The sequence below is a fragment of the Enterococcus viikkiensis genome, from assembly GCF_005405345.1.
Classification (GTDB): domain Bacteria; phylum Bacillota; class Bacilli; order Lactobacillales; family Enterococcaceae; genus Enterococcus_A; species Enterococcus_A viikkiensis.
Map to the genome: position 1 here is coordinate 1 of NZ_BJDW01000001.1, position 23,580 is coordinate 23,580.

At 34.1% G+C, this 23,580-nt stretch carries 16 protein-coding genes; all 16 read right to left on the bottom strand.

What is annotated here, in order from left to right:
• Positions 1-22 precede the first annotated feature (22 nt).
• Positions 23-1,309 (bottom strand): hypothetical protein, encoded by a 1,287-nt coding sequence (locus FFM67_RS00005; protein WP_137612629.1) that lies wholly within the window; start codon positions 1,307-1,309, stop codon positions 23-25.
• 19 nt (positions 1,310-1,328) lie between these two features.
• Positions 1,329-2,204, bottom strand: coding sequence for a beta-1,6-N-acetylglucosaminyltransferase (locus tag FFM67_RS00010; RefSeq protein ID WP_137612630.1), 876 nt, complete (start codon positions 2,202-2,204; stop codon positions 1,329-1,331).
• A gap of 4 nt (positions 2,205-2,208) precedes the next feature.
• Positions 2,209-3,642 carry an oligosaccharide flippase family protein gene (locus FFM67_RS00015; protein WP_137612631.1) on the bottom strand — a complete coding sequence of 478 codons (1,434 nt, stop codon included), beginning with the start codon at positions 3,640-3,642 and terminating at the stop codon, positions 2,209-2,211.
• Between the two features lie 4 nt (positions 3,643-3,646).
• On the bottom strand, positions 3,647-4,789 hold the full coding sequence (locus FFM67_RS00020; RefSeq protein WP_137612632.1) for a CDP-glycerol glycerophosphotransferase family protein: 1,143 nt from the start codon (positions 4,787-4,789) through the stop codon (positions 3,647-3,649).
• A gap of 3 nt (positions 4,790-4,792) precedes the next feature.
• Positions 4,793-5,788 carry a glycosyltransferase family 2 protein gene (locus tag FFM67_RS00025; protein ID WP_137612633.1) on the bottom strand — a complete coding sequence of 332 codons (996 nt, stop codon included), beginning with the start codon at positions 5,786-5,788 and terminating at the stop codon, positions 4,793-4,795.
• A gap of 5 nt (positions 5,789-5,793) precedes the next feature.
• Entirely contained in the window at positions 5,794-6,636 is an 843-nt protein-coding gene (locus FFM67_RS00030; RefSeq protein ID WP_137612634.1) for a glycosyltransferase, read from the bottom strand.
• An 18-nt stretch (positions 6,637-6,654) separates the two neighbouring features.
• A complete protein-coding gene (locus FFM67_RS00035; protein ID WP_137612635.1) occupies positions 6,655-8,046 on the bottom strand; it encodes a sugar transferase in 1,392 nt (463 codons plus the stop codon).
• A 912-nt stretch (positions 8,047-8,958) separates the two neighbouring features.
• The gene (locus tag FFM67_RS00040; protein ID WP_137612636.1) at positions 8,959-10,722 is read right to left on the bottom strand and encodes a putative glycosyltransferase family protein; all 1,764 of its coding nucleotides are present in this window, start codon (positions 10,720-10,722) and stop codon (positions 8,959-8,961) included.
• Positions 10,723-10,808: 86 nt separating this feature from the next.
• Positions 10,809-12,953: a glycosyltransferase family 2 protein gene (locus FFM67_RS00045; RefSeq protein ID WP_137612637.1), complete on the bottom strand. Its 2,145-nt coding sequence runs from the start codon at positions 12,951-12,953 to the stop codon at positions 10,809-10,811.
• A 4-nt stretch (positions 12,954-12,957) separates the two neighbouring features.
• Positions 12,958-16,119 carry a glycosyltransferase gene (locus FFM67_RS00050; protein ID WP_137612638.1) on the bottom strand — a complete coding sequence of 1,054 codons (3,162 nt, stop codon included), beginning with the start codon at positions 16,117-16,119 and terminating at the stop codon, positions 12,958-12,960.
• A gap of 2 nt (positions 16,120-16,121) precedes the next feature.
• Positions 16,122-17,327 (bottom strand): ABC transporter ATP-binding protein, encoded by a 1,206-nt coding sequence (locus FFM67_RS00055; protein ID WP_137612639.1) that lies wholly within the window; start codon positions 17,325-17,327, stop codon positions 16,122-16,124.
• Between the two features lie 14 nt (positions 17,328-17,341).
• On the bottom strand, positions 17,342-18,154 hold the full coding sequence (locus tag FFM67_RS00060; RefSeq protein WP_137612640.1) for an ABC transporter permease: 813 nt from the start codon (positions 18,152-18,154) through the stop codon (positions 17,342-17,344).
• A 140-nt stretch (positions 18,155-18,294) separates the two neighbouring features.
• Entirely contained in the window at positions 18,295-19,554 is a 1,260-nt protein-coding gene (locus FFM67_RS00065; protein WP_137612641.1) for an EpaQ family protein, read from the bottom strand.
• A 20-nt stretch (positions 19,555-19,574) separates the two neighbouring features.
• Positions 19,575-21,662 carry a DUF7657 domain-containing protein gene (locus FFM67_RS00070; RefSeq protein ID WP_137612642.1) on the bottom strand — a complete coding sequence of 696 codons (2,088 nt, stop codon included), beginning with the start codon at positions 21,660-21,662 and terminating at the stop codon, positions 19,575-19,577.
• Positions 21,634-22,482 (bottom strand): glycosyltransferase, encoded by an 849-nt coding sequence (locus FFM67_RS00075; RefSeq protein ID WP_246042877.1) that lies wholly within the window; start codon positions 22,480-22,482, stop codon positions 21,634-21,636. The genes FFM67_RS00070 and FFM67_RS00075 overlap by 29 nt, the downstream gene beginning before the upstream one ends.
• Positions 22,483-22,511: 29 nt before the next feature.
• Positions 22,512-23,357: a dTDP-4-dehydrorhamnose reductase gene (gene rfbD / locus FFM67_RS00080; RefSeq protein WP_137612644.1), complete on the bottom strand. Its 846-nt coding sequence runs from the start codon at positions 23,355-23,357 to the stop codon at positions 22,512-22,514.
• Positions 23,358-23,580: the final 223 nt, after the last annotated feature.

Below are 23,580 nucleotides of genomic sequence, written 5' to 3' on the forward strand. Positions count from 1 at the left end.
AGGATACATTAGAGTCAATGATTTAACTGTAATTAACGGAATGGATTTTCCATTTACACATAATTCTTGACGCTACCGTCAATACATTTAAAATAGCTTTAATGATCTTAGTTTGATTACCTAGATCAGATATAAAAATCATTTGCAGTATGGTAAAGAAATAGAAAAAAATACTTACATAAAACAAGCGCTTATTTCTTTTGATCCATCGAGAAATACAATTTGCTTTATCCAAAATATCTTGGATAGAAGATATCTCAAATTTTTTATAAATTCGTCGGTAAAGAGAAAGACGCTGAATACTTATCCCAATTACTGAAAAAAGGACAGCTGCTAATAAATATCCTCCCATAATAATAACTATCCAAAATAGCCACATTCGTGAATCATTTGGAAAATCCCTTCTATAGTAGGAATTTATCATATAGATCGTTAGGATCCAGTTAGTAATAACTTGGACACTTATCCAAAACGTTATCAAAGTATTCGAAGTAATTTTTAAAGGAATTAATTTATGTATTTTATTTGATTCTAAGCATGCAAACATACTTATTGTCAAATACATTCCAAAGATTGAAACAGGTGTGCTGAACCTAGTGGCTGTGCTGAGGTCACCATGTAAGTATTCTGAAACCTGAACCATAATAATTACTAAAACAAATAAAATTAAGGTACTACTAAATAAGTGTAATAATTTAAATTTAATTCTTGGGATGATTTCGAAACGTTTAAAAACATAACCCATACTAATAAGATAGATACTCCAAAAGACTCCCGTTCCTTCTTTACTTCCCCATATATCATTTTCAAATAATGTTGGTAATACAACAGCAAAAATTGATATTAAAGATACTCCTACTTTTAACTGGATATCACTCAATTTTTGTAAATATTTAACTAAGTATGGTACAACTAGCAAAGCTACTATAGTTGATACCGCATATGGAAAAATATTCTGACTAATTGGAAAAAACGGCACCCAATAATCTCGGATATTCAATTTTGCATCTTTTATTAAGAATAAGATATTTGAAAGGAAAATTAATATTAAATAAATAAAATAATATCGGCTTAATTTACTTATAGGTTTCTTGAGAGAAATCTCTCTCGAATAGAACCCTATATATAATGGAAGTAAATTTACACCAATCATAGCAATAATGGATAAAAATTGATATATATAATATCTATTATTGCCAGAATTGTATTCTGGAATTATTGTTGCTGAAATCAGTGTCCGTTGCATAATTAATAGTAAGCCAGTAACAAACGGAGTAATTCCGGAATATTTATTTATTTTTTCACTCACCAAAAAACTCCTTGCTTTATTATTTGTCTTTATCAAATAGCATTTTAATCAAATTTCCACTATTCTCTTTGTCAAATTTTCTAGCAAAGCACTCTTCGCCTGTTTTCAACCGAGTATAATATCTCTCGGTAAGTATGACTGGGGTATCATCCTCCCACTTAACAAACCGCGTATTAGATTCTGTTGAGTTATCAAATTCCGTGTGATATAGGTCATTATCAAATCCAGAATTAACCACGATAGTCTGAAGAAATAACTCATCGCCATTAATCGTGTGTTTAAAAGTTCTTTTAATGTCTATTTTTTTCGAGACCACATACTCAGCAAGTCCATGAGTAATACTAAACCAATTTGCTCCCATTTGAAATTGACTAAATGCAGTATTTTTCTTAGTTCTATCTATATGAAACACTTTTTGCATCAATACTAAAAATTTTTGTATTACCCATAAAAAGTTCTTTTTTTTTCCTATATACTCTTGAAAAGGATAAAAATATCTCACTCTGTTGAGATTTTTTTTACTCAAATTCTTATTTTGAAATTGAATGAATTCTTTTCCTTTATTATGCTCAAAAAAAGTAATTATCTCGTTGGATTCCTTCAAAGGAAAATCGATACCGGAAATCAAATGGTAGTATTCATAATTCGATAAAATTGCCTCTTCTAATAAGTTCATTTCCACTTCAATTTGAGAATAAGCCCCCCACGTAACACTTTGGCTTTTTATAAAATGTATTTCAGAGTAGGAAGTCCACTTTTTAACTTCTACTTCATCAAACCCAGATGCTTTGCTATCTATATGGATGTATATATCATTATTTGGATTATCAATTCTTTGTAGCAAGATCTTAAGAAAATCAGGTTTCTCATGAACCATTATTAAATATGCATGCATTCCACTATCTCCTTATTTTACCAAAATTACTGAGCAGTTCTGATTTTATCTCTGGAAATGTAAAAAAAGTGATTGGTATAAAAATAATCATGAGTATTATTGATTTGAATGCCATATCTATAAACGCACTAGCAAACAATGTAGGTATGAAAAAAGCTAACAGATTAATAACTACACCCAATAATACAAAAAACAATACATTTTTACTAAATATTATTTTTAAATTCAATTCATCTTTAACAAAATAGATTTTCAAGAAGCATACAAGTGTTTCAACCACAACCAGAACAATCGTTCCTCCTAAAGATGAAAAATATGGAACAATCAAGATGTTTCCAACTACACTAATAATTGCACCGATAATTAACGGATACGCAAAAGCCTTATCTTTTTCAATTGCAATCGAAAACTGATTCGAAAAAATACCTCCAATAGGACTTACAATAATTAATGAGCCTACTATAAGCATATTACTGATCATAGGTTTAAATTCCTCACCGAAAAACCAAGGTACAAAATTTTTAGTATTAACAAAAACAATTGTAAAGAGAACTACGCTAATAATTAGTGTATAATCAAAGGACTTTTTAGTATAACGCACTACACCTTCATCATCTCCATCAGCAAGAGCACCAGTCAATTTAGGTAACATTACAATAGTAATGGAGGTTAATAATGCTAAAATAATTCGAGCAATTTTTTGAGACTGATCATAATAGGATAACTGAGTTGGACTAACAAAATATCCTACAACCGTTTTGTCTAATGTTGTGTATACTTGCATAAATAATTGTGGAATTAAAATCATTAATCCAGGTCGCCAAAGTGATTTGAATAGAGTTTTATCTAATCTCGGTGATTCAACTTTATTTTTAATACTTATCCAAAATACTAAGCTACCAATAAAATTTGCTAGAGAAGTAATTAATACATAGATCCAAAGATCTTGTCTTGTCCAAACGAATAATACAATCAAGATAACGGATGATAACTTAATCAAGGTATTTCGAATAACAACTTTAGAAAATTCTTCTATTCCTTGAAAAAACCAAGAAATATCTAATGTCAATCCAGCGATGAAAACAATCTGAATTAGATATAGATTTGTATAATCTAGTTTGAGTAAGATAACTGCTCCGATGTACAGTGCTATTGCAACTATGCCGATTAGAAGCTGCATTAAATAAATGTTCCAAAATTGTAACGATAATTCATGTTTATTTTTTCTAACCTTTGCGATATTTCTAATTCTAAAGGGATTCATTCCAATAGCAATAACCGTCATAAGAAATTGAGCCATAGAAAATACGTAACCATAAACTCCTAAACCATCAGCGCCAATTCTTCTACTAAGAATTGGTGTAGTCAATAAAGGCAAGATAATTAGAAATAACTGATATACGGCATTGTAAAGAATATCTTTAATTGTCTTTTTCATTTTACTAGGCTTCTTTCAATATTAAATCAATAATTTTTTCTGTACTATCACCATCTTCAAAATTTCCAACATAATCTAATAAACTTTCAGAGCTTTCAATAAGTTCTTGAAATCTGTTTTCGAATATATTTAATAGTTCATATGAGTTTCTAGCCTTAGGGACAGGTAATTCGCTCAAACTAATATAAAAACCTCTTTCAGCTAGGTATTCCTCTTGGTCATAATTAAATAGAATAATACCTTTTTTTAATAATGCAAAATCAAAAAAAATAGATGAGTAGTCAGTTATTAACACATCTACGTCATCAAATAAATTTTCTAAAGGGACTCCATCCTTTATCAATTCAATAGAGTGTCTTTTCAAATATTCCATATTGCTTGAATCACTGGAAAGATCAGCATTGACATTAGGATGGAACTTCACCATAAATTTGAAATTATACCCTTTTTTAACGAAATAAGCTCGCAACTTTTCAATATGAAGTTTGTCTAATTGAACTATTCCATTTGCTTCTTTCATATTTCTAAAAGTAGGCGCAAATAAAATAGAAATCGATTTTTTTTTCTCGATCATAGAATCTTTTGAAGACTCGTCACTTATCAACCCATCATTTCTAGGAGTACCAATGTTCAAGATTTTTTCTTTTGGAATATTAAAAGCTTTTGGGTATAAATCACTACTGTAACGATTACCTGAGACTAAATATGTAATAGATTTACTATCATGAACCGCATAATTTAAATATCGTGCTGGCAAAGTATCCGCAGCATCAAACTCAATCTTTTTTAAAGGTGTTCCATGCCAAGTTTGAAAATATATTTGTTGAGGTCTTTTCTCAAAAATAATTGTTTTTCGACTATCATCAATCCAATATTTTGCAGTATACAAATAGTACGCCCCCAAAAATGAATCGGTATTGATTTTCTTTATTCCTTTCGGTAATTCTAACTCTACTTCCTTTTTTAGTAGCCATACAAGTTCATAATCTAAATTTTGGCCTTGAATTTTTTCAGAGATTACTCTAGGATTTCCTGAATAATTACGACCACCAAAACTTGAAAAAACAATTCGTCTGCTCTTAATCGGAAGTAATCTAAAAAAAAGGGGATAAATATTACGTGATAAAAACTTAGTAAATTTACTCATTTGTCACCTCATAGTTTCGATTTTCGATAATAAAGCTGCTGTAACCTTATTTCCAGACAGCCTATATGGAAGATTAGGATGTTTTAATAAAAAATGGCTTAATTGTTTGAGCTTTTTTGAAAAGTCTTCATCTTTATCAATCTCATCTTTATATATAGATAAAATATTCATAGCCCTATCAAAATCATATTTTTCTTCATGATTATTTTCGATCATTGACATCATTAGTCGAATCGATTCATATACAAAACGAGTCCTTATATTTAAAGATACTTCAGGATAATACATATCGATAAATTCAATGATTTCTTCATGGATATTAAAAGAATCAAACTTTTTGGGATTAAAATTCCCTCTTAAAATACTATTCGGACTTTGATAATAATGATATTTTTTTGAATCATTGACTACAACAACACTTGACTCATTTATTAGTCTATAGGTTGTCGCTTTGTCTTCCATTAGGAGCCCTTTAGGGAAACGAATCGTTGAAAATAATGAACGTTTGAAGAGTTTATTATTAGCTGAATAACCGACTTTATTATTTGTAAACAGATTTTTCATCGCTTCATTTCTACTTAAAACTTCCCAACTAGTGACTGTCTCAGTAGTTTCTTCAATTTTTTGATAATCACTTATCTTTTTCAGTTTTACTACAGCTATATCAGCATTATACTTTTCGATTCCTTGTAACAGTAATGTTATAAAATCAGGTTCGATCCAATCATCACTATCAATGAAACAAACATAGTTTCCTGTTGCAATATCTAGACCGCTATTTCTAGCTGAACTTAACCCACCATTCAACTGATGCAGTACTGTTACTCTGTCATCTTTTTGTTTATATGAATCTGCGATATATCCACTACTATCTGTAGATCCATCATCTATTACTAATATTTCTATTTTTTTGTATAATTGATTAGAAATAGATTCCAAACACTTCTCTAAATAATTTTCAACATTATACACAGGAACAATTACTGAAACGATAGGCATAGAATTCAAACCTCTTTTTTATTTTTTTTACGTAGTGCTTTATTATAAAAACTAGCTCTCAAACTATTTGGTAATAAACTAATTACAACGTGCACTGAACACGAAATCAAAAAGTCTGAGATGGATCCTAGTCCTGCTTGATAGATTGCTTCACGCCCTTTTAATCCATTAACAAAGTACTTTCTTCCACCTCGACGAGCATACATGTTTTCACCAGTTCTTGCGTAAACAAGTGATTCCTGAATATTTTTACCCTTATATCCAGCTTTTAGCAGCCTTGCCCAAAGATAATAATCTTCAAATCCAATCATTGGCTGATAATTTCCCACAGCAAGAATAGCTTCTTTTTTGAACATTACTGTCATATGATTAAAAGGATTTCTTTTTTTTGAAAATGAACAAATATCCTCATAAGATTCGGGAACAATTCTTCTACCAACAATTTCATCAGGTGAATCATAAAACTCATCAATATTGGATCCAACAATCGTTAGTCCGGGATCTTTAATAAATTCACCATATTGCTTCTCAATCCGTGTCGGTAGCATGATATCATCTGTATCCATTCGTGCAATCAACTCATAGTGAGACGCTTTTACTCCCTCAGCTAATGCCTTGCCTAAACCAACATTCTCTTTTAAAGGTACTATTTCAAATAAATTCGGCCGCTCTTCTTGTACCGCCTTGATTACCGCTTGTAATTGAGGCGTTATCGGACCATCCAAAACTAAAACAATTTCTTTTGCAAGAAGAGTTTGATTTAAAACACTTTGCAACGCTTCTTTAAAATATTCTGGCTTTTCTTTTATATATACAGACATTAATACACTAACATCTACACTATTCAAAAAGGAACACTCCTTTGTCTATTGATAAATCTTCTCTTTCGGGAAATTCATTTTTTCTAATGATGTAGAAACTTCCTCTTCTTCTAATCCTTGCGATGAAACCTTATCAAACAGAATTTTAATTGTCTGGAGCAAAATTTTCATATCTAACATAAACGAATATTTTTTAATATAAAGCAAATCAAATTTTAGCTTACTATTATAATCTGACGCGTACTTGCCGTAAACCTGAGCGTAGCCAGTGATCCCAGCCCGAACATTGTGTCGCAAATAATAATAAGGATTCTCTGCATTGAACTGCTCAACAAAGAAGGGGCGCTCTGGTCGGGGGCCAATGATCGACATATCGCCTTTCAACACATTGATCAACTGAGGCAGTTCATCAAAACGCACAGCTCGAATAAATTTTCCCACAGGAGTTACCCGGGCATCGTTACTTGTAGCCAGAACAGGACCAGATTTTGATTCCGCAGTAGCACTCATTGAACGGAATTTATAAATCGGAAATTCTTTTTGATCTTGTGTAATCCGAATTTGTTTATAAATAATTGGTCCCGGCGAAGTTACTTTTACTAAAATCGCCGTGATTAGCATAAATGGCGAAGCGATCACCAATAAGATCAATGAAACAACAATATCAAACAAGCGTTTCAACATCGCGTCTTCAGAAGGAATCTTGAAGCCTGAAGACTCAATGATACTCTCATCTTCAAAGTTCATTATATTGGGATTGATGGTTACTAAATTTTCAAATGTCGTATTTAAAAACAATTTTTTCTCTGTCTTCGTAACTAATTGATAAATACTGATTTTTTCCATTTCATCAATCTCTGAAGCTAGATAAACAATATCCACATCATCAATGATTTTTTCTAAGTTCTCATGAAAATGATCTAAGATGATTGATTGGACTTTATGCTTATTATTTTTTTGTGAACTAAAATTTTGAATTGCCGGAGCAACATCTTTTTCATAACCTAAGATCGTTACCTTCTTGTCCGCACTCAATTTTAGATAAAGCTTATAGATGATCGTTCGATAGACGATCAGCAAAACCGTACCCAGTAAAAATGAAATCAAAATCACCATTCTTGGGAAAGCGAACCAGCGACCTGCGAAGGTAATGATCATAATTCCTAATGACATTAAAAATTGACCAATAACGGTCACAAAGACAATATCACTAGTGATTCGATTATAAAAAACATATACCCCTAAGAGCACATTCAATAGTACAAAGAAAATAGAAATAAGTAAGGCTGAGCTTTCAAATGTTTGAAAATTCCTCTCTGGAATGAGCCCTCCAAATTTCAGCCAAAAACTTAAGTAAATAGAGAAATTATAAACGACTACGTCCATCAAAATGATAAACACTCTACGGGCGGCGCTCCATTCGCTACTTTTATTCATACAAACACTCCTAATCCACAAAATAATCCATTACACATCTTACCATACAGCCCTAAAAAAGAGTAGCATTCGTAAAAAAAGTAATAAAAAAGAAAAGAACAAAAAAATGATTAATTTTTTTGTTCTTTGTATTTACTAATTTTAAATTTGGTCCTCTAATTTTGGTCCTTTAATATTGGATTTGAATCAATAATTTGGACACCTTTTAGTTGAGATTACTAAGGTATTTTCTCTGTTTATAAATTTTCAAACTCCTGTGTAATTACGTAAAATGAATAGAACTATGGACTCGATTACGATTATAGTATCCTTCGATGTTACTAAATAAGGATTGATCTACTTCTTCAAAATATGAGTAAGTAGTCCATATATTTATTCCTTTTTCAATGACGTATGAAATAAATTGATAAATACAAATTTTTCTATTTACAAATCGTTCCTTAGGATAATCACTATTCTTTTGCTAAGCCTCGAACAAATCTTTCTATACTAAAATAAAGAGATAAATTTACTACTCTATCGATCAAGGGCTAAAAAATGAATAGTGGCTTGCGTACGTTTTCCTTCTCTAAATTAACTAAACTAATACAGTATGTATTTTTAGCTTAATATACAATTCATTAGAGATTTTCTACAATTTTTTAAAAATATTTCATTACTACCGCTCTAAGATTAATCTTATATCCAAAGCGAACCTCTCTAGTGGCATAACAGACTAGCTAAACAATAAAACTAAGTAAATTAAATAAATCACTTTTACGCAATTGTTTACTTACAACAAATATTATCGTTTGGGAACAATAAGAGCGATGCAAAAAATTCACCGCATACCTAGCTCACTTTTATTGAACAAACTGTTTCTAGCAAAAAGTAATCGATCCATTTCTCTCGTTTGCTCCATTAAAACTCAACTTATTTAACCTTAATCCTCTCTATTTGTTTATTTTTAATATTATAAAATAAACTTACGATGAGTATTATAATTCCGATTAATTTTAATCCAAAAACAAATTTTATGCTTAGAGAAGATTTATAACTAATAACAGCAGTGTTTCTCCCAATTTCTGGTTTTACAACTAAGGCACCTAGATTAGTTTTGTTGAGTTTATCACCATTTAATTTTTTACCATTCAAATTTATTACGGAATGATTATACACGGCAACTGGCAATTGTACATCATCTTTATTTATACTGTTCCATTCAATCTTAATCTCTGCACTTTTTGTTATTGTTCTTGTGTATTTTAATGGATTATCTATGAATTGCTCTTCGTATTCTTTATAAGGATTGTTGGAATATATTAATTCGTTATTGGAATTATTAGGTATTGGTAAGTAGTCTGGAGTCCCTTTTACTACAGCATTAAGCCCATCTGCTAATTTTGGACTTTTGAAAGCCTTTCTTAAAAGTTCTGGATCTTTTACCCTCATGCTAGTTTTATTATTTCCGCCTGCTGTTGGATCATCCCCTTGCCAAAGCCATGACTGCGAACTTATATACGCATTGATGTTTAGTACAGAAATAAAGCATAAAACTATAACTGAAGAAAACAGTATTGTTTTGTATTCAGCAGTTTTATTAATAGATATTTTTTCAATGACCATCGAAAAAGCAACAATCAATAAAACATACGATACTATATCAAATCTGTGAGGAAATTGGAAAGTCTGTAAGAATGGGATAATTCTAGGCAAATCATCCCAAGGTAATACTCCTGAGGCTAAAACTAAAAAAAATCCACCTATAACTGCAGAAAATCTTTCTTCAATAACGCTCTTTTTCCAATTAAGTACTATCACTGATATAGAAAAAACAAAAATAATAATATATACCAATCCTATATTATATAGATCGTTTCTGACAGGTAGAAATTTAACTACATCTCCTGACATCTGGTTTTGATGAAAAGGCTGCAGTATATTATTTGATAAGTATGGATCAAGAAATCCAACTATAGAGTTCGCGGAAAGTAACATGGCGACCCCAATGGATAGCCCCATTTGTCTCAGCCAATAAAGTTTCTTTTTAGATTTAATAAAACTGAATACAAAAAACGGTAAGATAGCCATTAGACCTATAATAAGAGTCATCATATGTGTAGATAACAAAATACTGACTGTAGCCGCTAAGCCAACAATGCTTATTGGCTTTTCTCTATCAATTATAGATTTAAAAGCAGGTATAAACAATAATGGTAAAAAAGCAGCACCCCAACTATTAAAAGCTTGGGCAATTGGATAAAACGAAACAGATGCTGAAGACATATACAAAATGGAAGCTAAAATACTCACTCGATTTGAAAGTTTCATGTATTTTGTCAATGAATACATAGTGACTCCAGAAATAAAAAAGCATATGAAAGAACTAACTATCTGAAATTTAGTCCAAGATTTCAAAATTGACAGGAGTAATCCCATTATGAAAGAAAAATCCCAGCCATAAAAAGCATTGATAATTCTTCCTGTCGAATTAAAGCCAAATAGAGATTGAAAATAATTGAATTTACCTGTTTCTATTTGCATCGACATTTCAAAAAAACGATTAAAATGAAACATCACATCTGACCCCAGAATGATAGCTCTTTTATAAAACTGTGGCGAAACCATAACAAAAGAAACAAGTAGTAATATCACTATTCCCGAAAGAATCTCTTTATTAAAAAAATTTTTTTTCAAATGTTCTACCTACTATCCTATATAAGTATATTTCATTACGCCAAGTAGTATTTTCCTAATGAAAAATTTTTAAATTGTATTCCTTATTAATTCTCTAACCTCACCGAAAAATCTCCCCTAACTCTTGTCAAATTAGGATTATAATACGGATCATTTCCGATGTATTTTGTCCAAGTATCTTCCATATACTTCGTCTCTTTTTCAAATCGTGCTTGTTTTTCTGGTGTGTTTTCATATCCGCGTGATTGGGATTCGAAGTGATAAAGCTCTGCTCCATGCAGCCAAACATTGTTATGTCCTCTTTCATATTCTCTCAGGCAAAGGTCCACATCATTGAAAGCCACGGTCAATTCTTCATTAAAGCCGCCAATTTCAGCAAAATCTTTCGCTCGAATCATCATACAAGCGGCTGTGACCGCTAAATAATCAACATTGATCTCAAGTTTACCGAAGTAACCAAAATCACCGCGAGGAAAGGTATGATGCCCATGACCTGCTGCGCCGCCCATGCCTAAAATAACACCTGCATGCTGAATCGTATTATTAGGATAATATAATTTGGCACCGACGCATCCGATGCGCTCAAACTGTGCAAAGGACACCATCTTCGTCATCCACTCTGGCGTAATCACTTCAGTATCGTTATTTAAGAATAATAAATATTTTCCTTTGGCCACTTTAGCAGCTAGATTATTAATCCGAGAATAGTTGAAGGGAATGTTAATTGACTCTACCGCAAATCGTTCATCTAATTGTTTTTGATAATCTGCATATAGATCCTTCATTTCGGATTGATCACTGCCATTATCCGCCATTATGATTTCATAATTAGGATAGGTGGTCTTTTCAATAATTGAATCGACGCAGCGTTTTACATCATCATAGCCATTTCTAGTAGGAATAATCACGCTGACCAAATCCTCTGATAATACTTGATAATCAACATCGTATAGGCCATTGCCTGCTGCATGGTTGACACTTGCTTCGAGTCCACGACGAGCAATTGCATCTTGGACAGCTTTCAAGCCGGCATCAAAGGCATAGCTCTTGGTTGATTGATCGGCCGCAGTTGAACTTGGCAAGATGCGCCAGTAATATAAGACTTGCGGAATATGAGCGATTCGCTCAGCCGTTGTCTGTTCGGCGAACCGCAGAACTAAGTCATAATCTTGTGAGCCCTCATAGCCAACTCGGAAGCCGCCGATTTTTTCCATAATAGATCGACGATAAACACCTAAATGAGAAATATAGTTTGTGCCTAACAATAAATCAGGCGACCAATCCGGTTTGAACGCTGGGTCAAACCGTTTACCGGCCATATCGATCTTATCTTCGTCGCTATAGATTAAATCTAACTCGGCATTTTCATTTAATCTTTTTATCACTTCGTATAAAGCGATTGGTGCTAATTCATCATCATTGTCTAACAGAGCTACAAATTCACCCGTTGCGATTTCTAAAGCTGAATTGGTGGCTTTTGAGATATGACCGTTTTCTGGACGAAAAACAATTTTGATACGAGAATCTTGAGCTGCATATTTTTCTAATAATGGACGAACCGTAACATCAGTCGAATGATCATCCGCCATACACAATTCCCAATGAGTGTAAAATTGTTTTTGGACCGATTCGATACATTTAGCGAGCCATTTTTCTTCTACATTGTAGACCGGCATTAATATAGAAATGACTGGTTGATACTCAAAAGCAGCAATCTCTGCTTTGATCGCCTCAACATCCCAGTTTTCATTTTCAACGATCCACTGTTGGTAGCTTTGATCCGATTGTTTTACTTGTTCCAACGTCACCCGTCGAAGTGTGTTTTTTAATCCATTCCGCTTTAAATATCCGAGAGCTTTTCGTGCTTTCCCGTAGAAGCGTTGAAGCTGCAAAGGTTGTTTGGGTTCCTTCAAAATATTTTCGTTTGGAATAAATGTTTTGATTTGTTTATGCTCACCGAAGACAAAATCCAGCACAATTTCCTTGGTTGGATTAGCAACCTTGATCATGATAGTAAAGCCCATGGCTAAACTCGCACTAGTTTTATGAGCAGCTGCTACGTCTGAGCGAGGATAAAACTCAGTTTTATCCTCGACAACATTATTTTTTTGGATAGTTAATACAGGTAATTTCTTTGCTTCTAAATCAAGGGCCCAACCTTTAACTTCTAATTGTTTTGTTTCTGGTTGATACTTGCATTGATCAATGCAAACTTGTTCGTGTTTTGCCATCGGATTAACCTCCTATGCTGAATTGATTTGGATTGATCAATGGATCGTTCAATTCGTGAGAATATTTTTCTGTTAAAGCAACATATGCATCTTTTTTAACACTAAAATGATTTTCTCCAGGATAGCGAACTTCAAAATACGGATCAAAAATCATTTTTTTATGTCCTTGAGCCAAACGGATTGAAAGATCAATCCCTTTGATTTGGAACGGCAAACTCATATCGAAGCCGCCCAAGGCTAAAAAATCTGTCTTGCGAATGATTAAACAATCTTCCGTAGCAGTATAAATTTCTCGTGGCAACGTTGGTCGGAAATAAGTTCCAATCGTTTTATTTGATAAGCCTTGCTGTTCATAGACAATTCGTTCGTTGGCAGGATCAATAATTACTCCACAATTTAAAATAGCTTCGTCTTTACTAATAATTTTACCTGTTACAGCACCAACATTAGGCAAGCGAACAAAATTCATGGCTTCCTTCAACCAACTTATTTTAGTTGGCACTAGTTCTTCCGTTAGAAAGACTAAAAACTCACCTTCTGCATCTTTGGCTAACTCATTTTCATCTTTACCATCAAAGGTTTTGATCCGTCCATCACTTACTATTGAATTATTAACTAGAATTTCAAAATCCGGCCAATCAGTCATTAATAATTCTCGGAGTTGTTTTTCATTTGTTTTTCCGCTAATAATAATTGAAACTTTTGGCGTTGTTTCATATTTAAAATCAATTTTATACGCACCGTAATTTTTTGTCATAGAGACGGTGCCTTCTAAGTCACGGCGTTCAACCGCCGCTTGCAAGGCATTTTGTCCAGCGACATAGGCATATTCCTTACTTTGAGGGTCCATCGCCACTGAGGTCTCGATAGTGCGCCAATGGTAAAGAATATTAGGAATATGATAAATCTCTTTGGCTGTCTCTGTTGCTCGCAATACAAAATCATAATCTTGACTGCCGTTGAATTCAGTTCTTAATCCACCAATTGTATCCAGGATCGAACGCTTCACCACGACAAAATGAGTAATATAATTATGGCCCAGTAATAGCGTCTCATTCCAATTAGGTTTGAAAAATGGATCAAAACGTTTGCCACTTATAGATAACTTATCCTCATCCGTGTAAATAAATTCGCGCTTTTGATCTTCATTTAATGCGGTTACTACTTCCAGTAAGGCTGTGTCCGCCAAAATATCATCATTATCTAAAAAGCCGACATATTCACCCGTTGCAATCTCAATCGCTGAATTGGTCGCCTCTGAAATGTGCCCATTTTTTTCTCTCAAGACAAGCTTCACTCGTTCATCATTAGCGGCTAATTCTTGTAATAAAGGTTTTATATGTTCTTTAGGTGATGCATCGTCTGCTAAGCATAATTCCCAATTAGAATAAATCTGATCAGTTAGTGATTTGACACAAGCTCGCAGCCATTTTTCATCGACATTATAGACAGGTACCACAAGAGAAATTTTAGGTTGGAAAGTCAGTTGATCCGCTACTTCGATTGATTGGGCCCGCATGGGTTTCTCCACTTTCATTATCCACTCTTCATAATTAGCACTTTGATGTTTAGAGCGTTGATAATTTTTTAGCGCCCCTGAAATGCCATTACGTTTAATAGAGCCCAATAATCGACGAACTTTTTTCAAAGATGGTGTAGTCGTTGTTTGATTATTTTTTACCAAAACCGGAAAAAGCTGATCTCGTTCGTCTAACACAAATAGCTTGAGACTATTTGCAACTTGCATGTCTTTAATTGTCAGAATAAAGCCAAATTTTTCAGTTGAAGAAATATCAAAAACTTCATTCACATCTGGACGATAAATGCGATTAAGTTGGATTTGTTTCATCGATTCAGCCAATAAAAAGTCTAACGGCTGCTGAGCCAATTCTGAGAACCCCCAGCCCTTAATGATCGCTTCATTTTCAGAATCATTATTTTCGATGGATTCAATCATTAACTTAATTCCTTTAATATCACTAATCGCTTCAACATAAGGAATATTTTTTACTTGATAATCATATTGATCCAAATAACTCAGTTTTAATGATAACAAACGATTTTTTTCTTTTTCTTTCACAACGTCTTCCATTAATTGGACTTCAGAAGGAAAAAATTCTTCTTCATTTAGGACGGCGACGTTTACTGAAAATTCTTTCCCAGCAACATTTGGTCCGTCAATCACTACAAATGGTTCTTCTGTAATGTTTGGAAACATCAATAAATCTTCCTGGTACCATGAAGCATTCGTTTCCTCAATACTAATCAATTGATTGTTAACAACAATTGAAAGCCGAATTGTAGCAGGAACCTTCCCAATTACGATTCTCAATTTTTCTACATTTTTTGGTGCTAGGTGCGTCGTCATTTTGTTTTCACCTGTATGATTATTAAAAATGTAGGGTTCAATTTGAAATTCACCATCAATCAAGTAGGCCAGTTGCATTTGTTTATTGTAATTAGAATTCATCGGCTCAACCCGCTCCGGATTTTCAACTGGCTCTTTTCGCAATGCATAAAAATATTGATAGACCTCTCCAAAAGGACGATTCTTAAAATCATAACGGATAATTTCTGGTAATTCTTCGTAGCTGGCCGATAATTCATTCTGTCCGACTTGCGAGTAAGTGAAATCTTCTCGACGTATCGTTAATCCGATTCGACCAAATAATTCTTCAAATCCTTGTTGTGTATAGAAACTATTGTGTGTGCGGTCTAGGAGACCATATTGTTTCCAATCAAGCTTATTATTAAATAAATCGATCATGACTGAATTATGAGCTAAGTTAGGAAATGTGAGTAGTATTTCACCATTTGGTGCTAAAAACTTACTTGCTTCTTGTAACGCCTTTTCGGAATCCGTCAGATGCTCTAAGACATCGGCAAAGACGATAAAATCAAAGCTTTTCCCTGCAAAGTGACTGTTCCATTTATATTCTTCGATGTTTCCTAAAAAGCCGTCCTGAGCAAAGCTCATGACGTGCTTAAATAAGACTGGATCAAATTCTACGATCGATACATTACATTTCTTTTCGTTGATTAAATACTGGGTCATCCGACCATTACCTGGACCAAATTCCAACACTGAAGAGCCTTCAGTGATTTGACTGATAATTTTTCCAACGCTTGTATGTTCTTCCAGGGACAAATCAAAATCATACTTCATAACTAAATCGTATCCTTCCATTTATGATCCAAGACTACGATGCCCTCACCAACATACTTACCAGAAATAAACATCGTTAGGTATCTTGTTTTATAAACTAAAGGCACCGTTGCATTCTCCTCAAAAACGGCGACATCAAAATAATACTCGCCACCTAAAAGTGCCATTTTTTCATACTCCAAATAAAAGACATTTAAACCTTTTTTCCAAGGGATCGACTCTTCGTCTAATAACGTATTCAGCCCACAAACATAATTATTGTCTACAGTACGAATCGCTACACCTAAAACTGGTTTTTTTATGCTATCATCTTTCACGTTATATGTTACTTTAACAACTACTTTGCTATCTTGTTCGACGATTTCTAACGGATGCAACTCTCCATCAAGAAGTTCTGCGGATTTAACCTCAACGATATCGTAAGCCGAGAACTCTTCGAAACTAGAGCTATCACGATCCACCGTTTTCAATGATTTTTTCTTCAAGAAATTCTCATAGTCTTCCGTGATTTCCATCGTATCTCCTTCTGCTTCCACCACACCATTCTTTAGCCAATACACGCGATCGCAAAAACGACGAACAGCATTGACATCGTGAGAAACAAAAAGAATCGTTTTGCCAGCATTACGCAACTCAGTGAATTTCTCCATACATTTCAATTGGAATTCTAAGTCACCCACCGCCAACGCCTCATCGACGATTAGAATATCTGGGTCGACATTGATTGCTACAGCAAATGCCAAGCGCACAAACATCCCACTAGAATAAGTTTTGACTGGTTGATATAAATGATCGCCAATATCCGCGAAATTAATAATGTCATCGACTTTTTCAGCCATTTCTTCTCGGGAATAACCTAATACCATCCCATTAAGAAAAATATTTTCATACCCGCTATATTCTGGATTAAAACCTGAACCAAGCTCAAGCAAGGCGGCAATATTTCCTTTGATTTTCAATTCACCACTTGTCGGTGTTAAAACGCCCGTGATAATTTTTAAAATAGTTGATTTACCTGATCCGTTTTCTCCAATAAAACCAACCATTTCTCCTTTATTCACTTTAACATTCACATCATTCAGAGCGTAAAAAATTTCATGATAGATTTTTCTAGTCACACTCAAAGCCTCTTTCAATCGGTCCGAAGGCTTTTTATACATATCATATTTCTTTGTTAAATGGTTAATTTCAATTACTGTCTCAGTCATGTCGTTTTATCTCCTTATAGAACGTCAGAAAAATGTGGTTTCAAGCGTTTGAACACAATGCTACCGACCACTAATAAAATTATAGTCACTAGCCAAAAATAGATTGACAGTAAAGGTTTTTCCCAAAACCATTGCTCGCCAAAAAAAGCATCCCGATAGCCTTGGACTACGTAGAACATAGGATTAAATTTTAAAATGAATTGAATGGTTGGGTGAGCGGCAAATTGGTTAATACTCCACAACACAGGAGTACCCCACATCAATGCTTGCATTATCACACCAATAAATTGATTGATATCTGGGAAGAATGGTTGAATGGATGAAGTAATCCAAGTCAATCCAGTTAAGAACATCATCATACTAAATAAATAATAAAACATTTGTAAGGTATGTAAACCAGGCATTTCATGATTAAACATCGCAACAATAAAGGCAATCACAATAAAAAAGACATGCATGTACAATGCCGAAAAGAGTTTCACCGACGGTAAAATACGAATATTAAAAACAACTTTTTTTACTAGATAACTATATTCACGAAAGACATTTGTAGCAGACCCAAGTACTTCCGAAAAATACATCCATGGAACCAATCCCGTCAACAAGAATACGATAAATGGATACTTGCCGTCTGTCATTTGTGCTTTAAAGCCGACGCCAAAAACAAACCAATAAGTAATAACCATCACTAACGGATTTGCGAAGGCCCAAAAAATTCCTAATGCCGACCCTGCATATCGTGCTTTAAAATCATTCACAGAAAATTGTTTCAATAAGGTACGATTTTGAAAAATTTCTTTAAAAAAACTCAGTAAGTCTTTAAACATTTTTTTACCTCTCATCTAGCTCTTGTTTGATTATTTTCACTGTTGATTAACGTTATTATTCTACAGAAAGAAGTATATAAAAGCAAGGTCACAAAAAAAAAGCTTAGATGTTTAAGAGCATCTAAACTTTTTTTTAAGGTTTATTGTCGACGGCTTCTTCTCGTCTGTGGTATTTCAATTTCCGATTCTTCAAAATCTTCAAATTTTTCATAGTAATATTCGCGAGGCTCTTCAAACTTCAAGTTTTTCTGCCAAGCCAAGCCTAATAAACAAAAGGTGATTGGAATCCAATAAGGAGCCACTAAAGTGTCCTCCATTGTGGATTGCAGAAGAACTGCAAAAAAAGCAATGATAAAACTGAATTGAAAAGCCTCTGTGTCTTCTTTAAGAATAAGTTGCCAGATATTATATAAAATGAACAGACTTATTAAAACCAAACCAACTAAGCCAAATTGACCTAATGTCGCATTATAACTATTATGATTACCTAAAACTTGCTCCCCACGTTTAAATGTGAAAGGTGGCATTCCAACCAAAAATTGTTCCTTTACTTTGAAAAGCAAATCATAAAAATTTTTCCAAATATCCTCTCTTCCGGTAAATAAATCGATGTTACTCGAATTAGCTAAAAAAAGCGATAAAGGAAAAATTCCAATCAAGAAAATGCTATATCCAAATCCGTAAATCCATCTGATCTTAATTTTCAAAAAGTTAGGCCAACTATCAAAAAAAACAAAAACTGCGACAGCAATAAATGCGGCTTGTGATTGGACCACCCATGTGCAAGCTAAAGCTACTAAATAACATGGATACTTTAAAAGTTTCGCCCAAGACAACTCTAATGACTCCAACAAAGTAATCAGTATAAAACTAGAACACATTATACTACTGCCGATGGTATTAGTATTGATCCAAATCTCTTGTAACTTATTACTTTTATTCCAAATACTAAGACCCGATGGTGGTGTAGGAATCTCCGTAAAAATTCGATACGCTGTAATTAATAGAACCATCATCATCAATCCTGCAAAGAGTATTCGCAACACTTTGTTAAAGTCCACCAATTTAAAATCGAGTACTATAAAGATAATTAAAGCAATCGTAATATCTTGAAAAAAATCAGCTTGCCTTAGCGCATCAAATTGATGATAAAAAACAATAGAAAGAATCGCGACAGCAATCCAAATAAAATCACCAATTCTTAGACGATAGCAATTCAGCAACAAAACAATTGTTGCACCGATTGGCATATAACGATTCATATGAGCATAGATATTAAACATTCCCTGTGTTCCAATCCCTTTAGTCCAAAGGAAAAAACATAGCAGTGTCATACCCATTAAAATTAGCGCACTGATTAAATTTAAAATAGTCGAGGTGCTTTGCTTCACTTGTTCCATTTCGTTCCTCCGAATTCAACTCAATACGAGTAGCCGTAATCATTAGGTACTGGTTGCGGAATGACTCCTTGAGAATTATCTGTTCCACCAACTGGATCAATTGGTTCTTCTGTTTGCGATGCATCTTCGGTAAAGCTCATGCGGAAAACTGACCACTTGTCTTTGTCCGGTCCATAGATACGTTTAAATTGCGCATAGCCAAGAGGATTATAATCCTCTAATGGTCGATTACTGATTACATATTTCAAGCCAAGCTTTTTGCAATCTGTAAAATTAAGATTTACTGTAAACATATCTGGCCGATCCAAATGGAATTTTGTTGGTTCAGCTGTAACAAATGCCCTAGTATGGGCATAGCGATTATACACTTTTTCTTCCTTATGCTTAGGATCAATTTCATGCCACAATTTCATATCCGGATAAAATCGGACTGAATTGATTGTATTAACGCCTAAAGCTGGAGTGAAATTATATAAATCCCCTTCAGATAACCACAGTGCATCTGGGTCTTGATGTTTGATCTTTACGATTTCTTCTGCCAAAGTTTTTTTATCAATTGCACCTGTTCCGTGAACAATTGGATTAACAAAAATTCCAGAAACTAAAACAATTATCCCTAAAGAAACGACAAACGTTTTTTTTAATTTAAAAAGCAAGCAAAGTAGAATAAGCGCAAAGCCGATCAATGTCAAATATGTTTCAAAATTATTGAAATACAGACTCATCACTGAAGTTACAACTGCATGAGTACCTAAAGCCATTACTAAACCAAATAAAATTAATTTTAACCAAGTAGGAACTTTAATGTATTTCCAAAAAAAGTTAATCGTCCATAGCGACCAAAGAACTCCGCCAAAACCAAGTGTCACTAATCCTCTGGTACTGGTGACATAGGTCAATAAGAGGACTTTTGCAATACCGTGACTATAGCCAAAAAATACCCATCCAAACATAAAACAGCAGAATAACCCTAGAATTCCACCAATATATTTTTCTCCTTTTCCTTTTTTGCTAAAAACAATAAACGGAGATAGCAGTAACGATAAGGGCAAGAAGTTAAAATAAGAAGCCACCTCACCGTTATTAGTCCCGTAAAAATTAAAGTCATCAAAAGGAATTTTCCAATTTGTTAAAAATAAGAAAAAATCTGAAGGCGGCCTTCCACCACCACCAGCTTCACGACGACCAGGATATAAGGTATTTAAAGTTGCGTCGATAGCAGTTTTAGAATTAGTATAAAAATGTAATAAAACAAAAGCAATAATCCCCAAGCCACCTAAGATAATTGGCAGATCCCATATATCCAAGACTATTTCTTTTCTAAAATGGATTAGTGTTCCAAACAGCCAAAATAGAATGAGATAAACTAACGGAACTTGGTGAGCAGGATAAAGCACCAAGACAAATCCTATTCCACTAATTACAATTATGATCATCATCAGTAATCGGAGCAACTTATTTTGATGACTAGCAATATAATAATAGCTTGCAACCATAAGCGCTAAAGTAAAGAACATCAGGTCCCCAACGTGCTGCATGAACCACCATTGAATCGATGGTGAATAAGTAATCCAAAAAGCACCTAGAAGTGCTAGATACTTATTCCGCTTCGTTAAAATCATTACTAGCTCAAAACTCAATAATAGCATGCCTATCAGCTTAAAACCCCAATAAAAAGATAATCCTCGCTCTTTTCCTAAAAAGAAAAATCCCCAGTTGAACGGTTTACCAATCACCGTTAAATCTTTAACCGGTGAGTTATAGGCGATGATCATATTTTGCCCCTCTTTGCTGTACTGTTTATTAACGACAGGGTAATCGTTTTCTACTTGAGAAAAATAAAACGGCGTTTGGACCATCCACTCATCTGATCGGACTTGCCGATTTTCACCAAAGATTACATCGGATTTTTTCCCATCGCTACGTTCCGAAACAATCTTATCCCAAGATCCGATTGAACTGCCATTCAAGTTGAAAACAACAATCAAGATAAGAAATAATAAACCCACCAAATAACGAAACCGAATAATTTGGTCTAATATCCACACAAAAGGATTCATTCTTTCATATGAGATATGCCTAGTTCTCTTTTGTGCTCTGCTTTCCATCTTTTCCTCCCAAAAATAAAAAAATAAATGTGCGTTTTGCATATCTAAATTTTCCAGTCACTAATTGTTTCGCCCCGCGAAGGAATAATTGCTGACGATATTTGAAAAATAAATTTGTTGCATATAAAGAATAATAACATTTTTCTGCTTGTAAGATTGTCTGATAGCGAAAAAAATTCATGTGTTCTGCATAATTAAGCACTGATAGCTGATGCTGAAGTTCTACTTTTAAAACCCTTACCTCTTTTCCTTCTGCAAAAATCCGCCAGCTTAGCCAATGATCCAAATAGTCCAGTGGGAATGCTAAATTGTAGCCGCCGATTTTTTTTAAGAAGTCTGTACGCACAGCAGTTGCAGAATTAATCACCATAATATCACTGGAATATGTTTGGTTGCCTTGAGGTAATGCACTATGTAACGGCCGTAGAGTATCACTGCGAACCGGCGAAATCTGCTGGTCCTGATCTTTTATGATCGGTGCAATCGCTACGGTCGAATCGGAAACTTTGGTGGAACAAGAAATTAGTTCGTTTAAATAGTCACCAGTCAGCGTGGTATCTTGGTCTAAGGTAACCAGCCAAGCTATCTCTTCCTTACTTTCTTCCAGCGCTCGATTATACGCTCTGGCCAAGCCAACATTTTCTTTGCTGTGATAATACGTGAAACGTTGGTCTAAACCTTGTCGCTCATTTGCTTTTTGACTATTGTCAAAAATTAAAACTTCTCGTATCTCAGGAAAAGCTGCTGAGGCAAGAAGTTTATTCAAGCTTATAATCGTTGACGATTCAGAGAATGTCATATTGTAAAGTACCACGACCATTTTAAACACACTTCTCACCTCGAGCTTTCTTATTGTTTCGCTTCTAGTTCAAGAAAGCTTGCTAAAGCTTCTTGCCAGGTTGGGATCTCAAAGCCTAGCGCTTTGGCTTTTTCTAAGTCCATGATTGAATATTGAGGACGAGTAGCTTTTTGCGGATATTCTGCCGAAGTTACTGGCGCTACCTCTACATCTGTATCTTTCAAAATTTCTTTGGCAAACTCATACCATGAGCAGCTATTTTCATTGGACAAATGATAAACGCCGAAACGTGCTTTTTCTTCGATCACATACGTCATGAATTCTGCCAATGTCCGTGTCCAAGTTGGACGACCAAATTGATCGTTAACAACGGTAAGACGATCGTGCGTCTTCGCTAAATTTTGCATGGTATAAATGAAGTTATGCCCATAAATACCAAAGACCCAGGAAGTACGGATGATATAATAATCCTCCATAATTTCTTGTACAGCTTTTTCGCCTAAAAGCTTGGTCCGGCCATACTCACTTAGCGGGTTGGTAGCGTCATCGACCTGATACATACCCTCTTTTTTAGTACCATCAAAAACATAGTCCGTGCTGATATATATCAACGTTGAGCCCGCTGCTTTGGCTGCTTCAGCTACATTACGTGTCCCATCGACATTGATTTTTTCATCTAACGCTTTGCCTTCATCCTCCGCTTTGTCAACGGCGGTGTAGGCTGCACAATGATAAATGATTTCTGGCTTCATATCGGTGATGAATTTATATGTACCTTCTTTGTCGGTAATATCTAACTCATCCGCATCGGTTGAAACATACTCGATTTTCTTTTCATCCAGCAAATGACGCAGCTCTGTACCTAATTGTCCGTGACCACCTGTAATTAAGATCATCTAAATCTACTCCTTACTTCTATATAAAGTTTGTATCCTTACGCTAATAAATGAACCTATTTTTAGCTTCAGTTCGCGTATTATTTTTCTAGTGACGCTAGGCATGAAGCAAAACTGACAGCTCATTCCTTTTAAGAATGAACTTTTTCAAAAGGCGAAAAAGTTCGATTGATTCTCATTCCACATACCATTTTTCTAATCCCGCTAAAGCGCGAAGAAAAAC

What these genes read in the sequence shown, in the direction of transcription:
- FFM67_RS00045 (WP_137612637.1), bottom strand. Translation starts at nt 12,953, where the DNA reads ATGGCAAAACACGAACAAGTTTGCATTGATCAATGCAAGTATCAACCA.
- FFM67_RS00050 (WP_137612638.1), bottom strand. Translation starts at nt 16,119, where the DNA reads ATGAAGTATGATTTTGATTTGTCCCTGGAAGAACATACAAGCGTTGGA.
- FFM67_RS00055 (WP_137612639.1), bottom strand. Translation starts at nt 17,327, where the DNA reads ATGACTGAGACAGTAATTGAAATTAACCATTTAACAAAGAAATATGAT.
- FFM67_RS00025 (WP_137612633.1), bottom strand. Translation starts at nt 5,788, where the DNA reads ATGCCTATCGTTTCAGTAATTGTTCCTGTGTATAATGTTGAAAATTAT.
- FFM67_RS00010 (WP_137612630.1), bottom strand. Translation starts at nt 2,204, where the DNA reads ATGCATGCATATTTAATAATGGTTCATGAGAAACCTGATTTTCTTAAG.
- FFM67_RS00070 (WP_137612642.1), bottom strand. Translation starts at nt 21,662, where the DNA reads ATGGAAAGCAGAGCACAAAAGAGAACTAGGCATATCTCATATGAAAGA.
- FFM67_RS00060 (WP_137612640.1), bottom strand. Translation starts at nt 18,154, where the DNA reads ATGTTTAAAGACTTACTGAGTTTTTTTAAAGAAATTTTTCAAAATCGT.
- FFM67_RS00015 (WP_137612631.1), bottom strand. Translation starts at nt 3,642, where the DNA reads ATGAAAAAGACAATTAAAGATATTCTTTACAATGCCGTATATCAGTTA.
- FFM67_RS00035 (WP_137612635.1), bottom strand. Translation starts at nt 8,046, where the DNA reads ATGAATAAAAGTAGCGAATGGAGCGCCGCCCGTAGAGTGTTTATCATT.
- rfbD (WP_137612644.1), bottom strand. Translation starts at nt 23,357, where the DNA reads ATGATCTTAATTACAGGTGGTCACGGACAATTAGGTACAGAGCTGCGT.
- FFM67_RS00075 (WP_246042877.1), bottom strand. Translation starts at nt 22,482, where the DNA reads ATGGTCGTGGTACTTTACAATATGACATTCTCTGAATCGTCAACGATT.
- FFM67_RS00020 (WP_137612632.1), bottom strand. Translation starts at nt 4,789, where the DNA reads ATGAGTAAATTTACTAAGTTTTTATCACGTAATATTTATCCCCTTTTT.
- FFM67_RS00065 (WP_137612641.1), bottom strand. Translation starts at nt 19,554, where the DNA reads ATGGAACAAGTGAAGCAAAGCACCTCGACTATTTTAAATTTAATCAGT.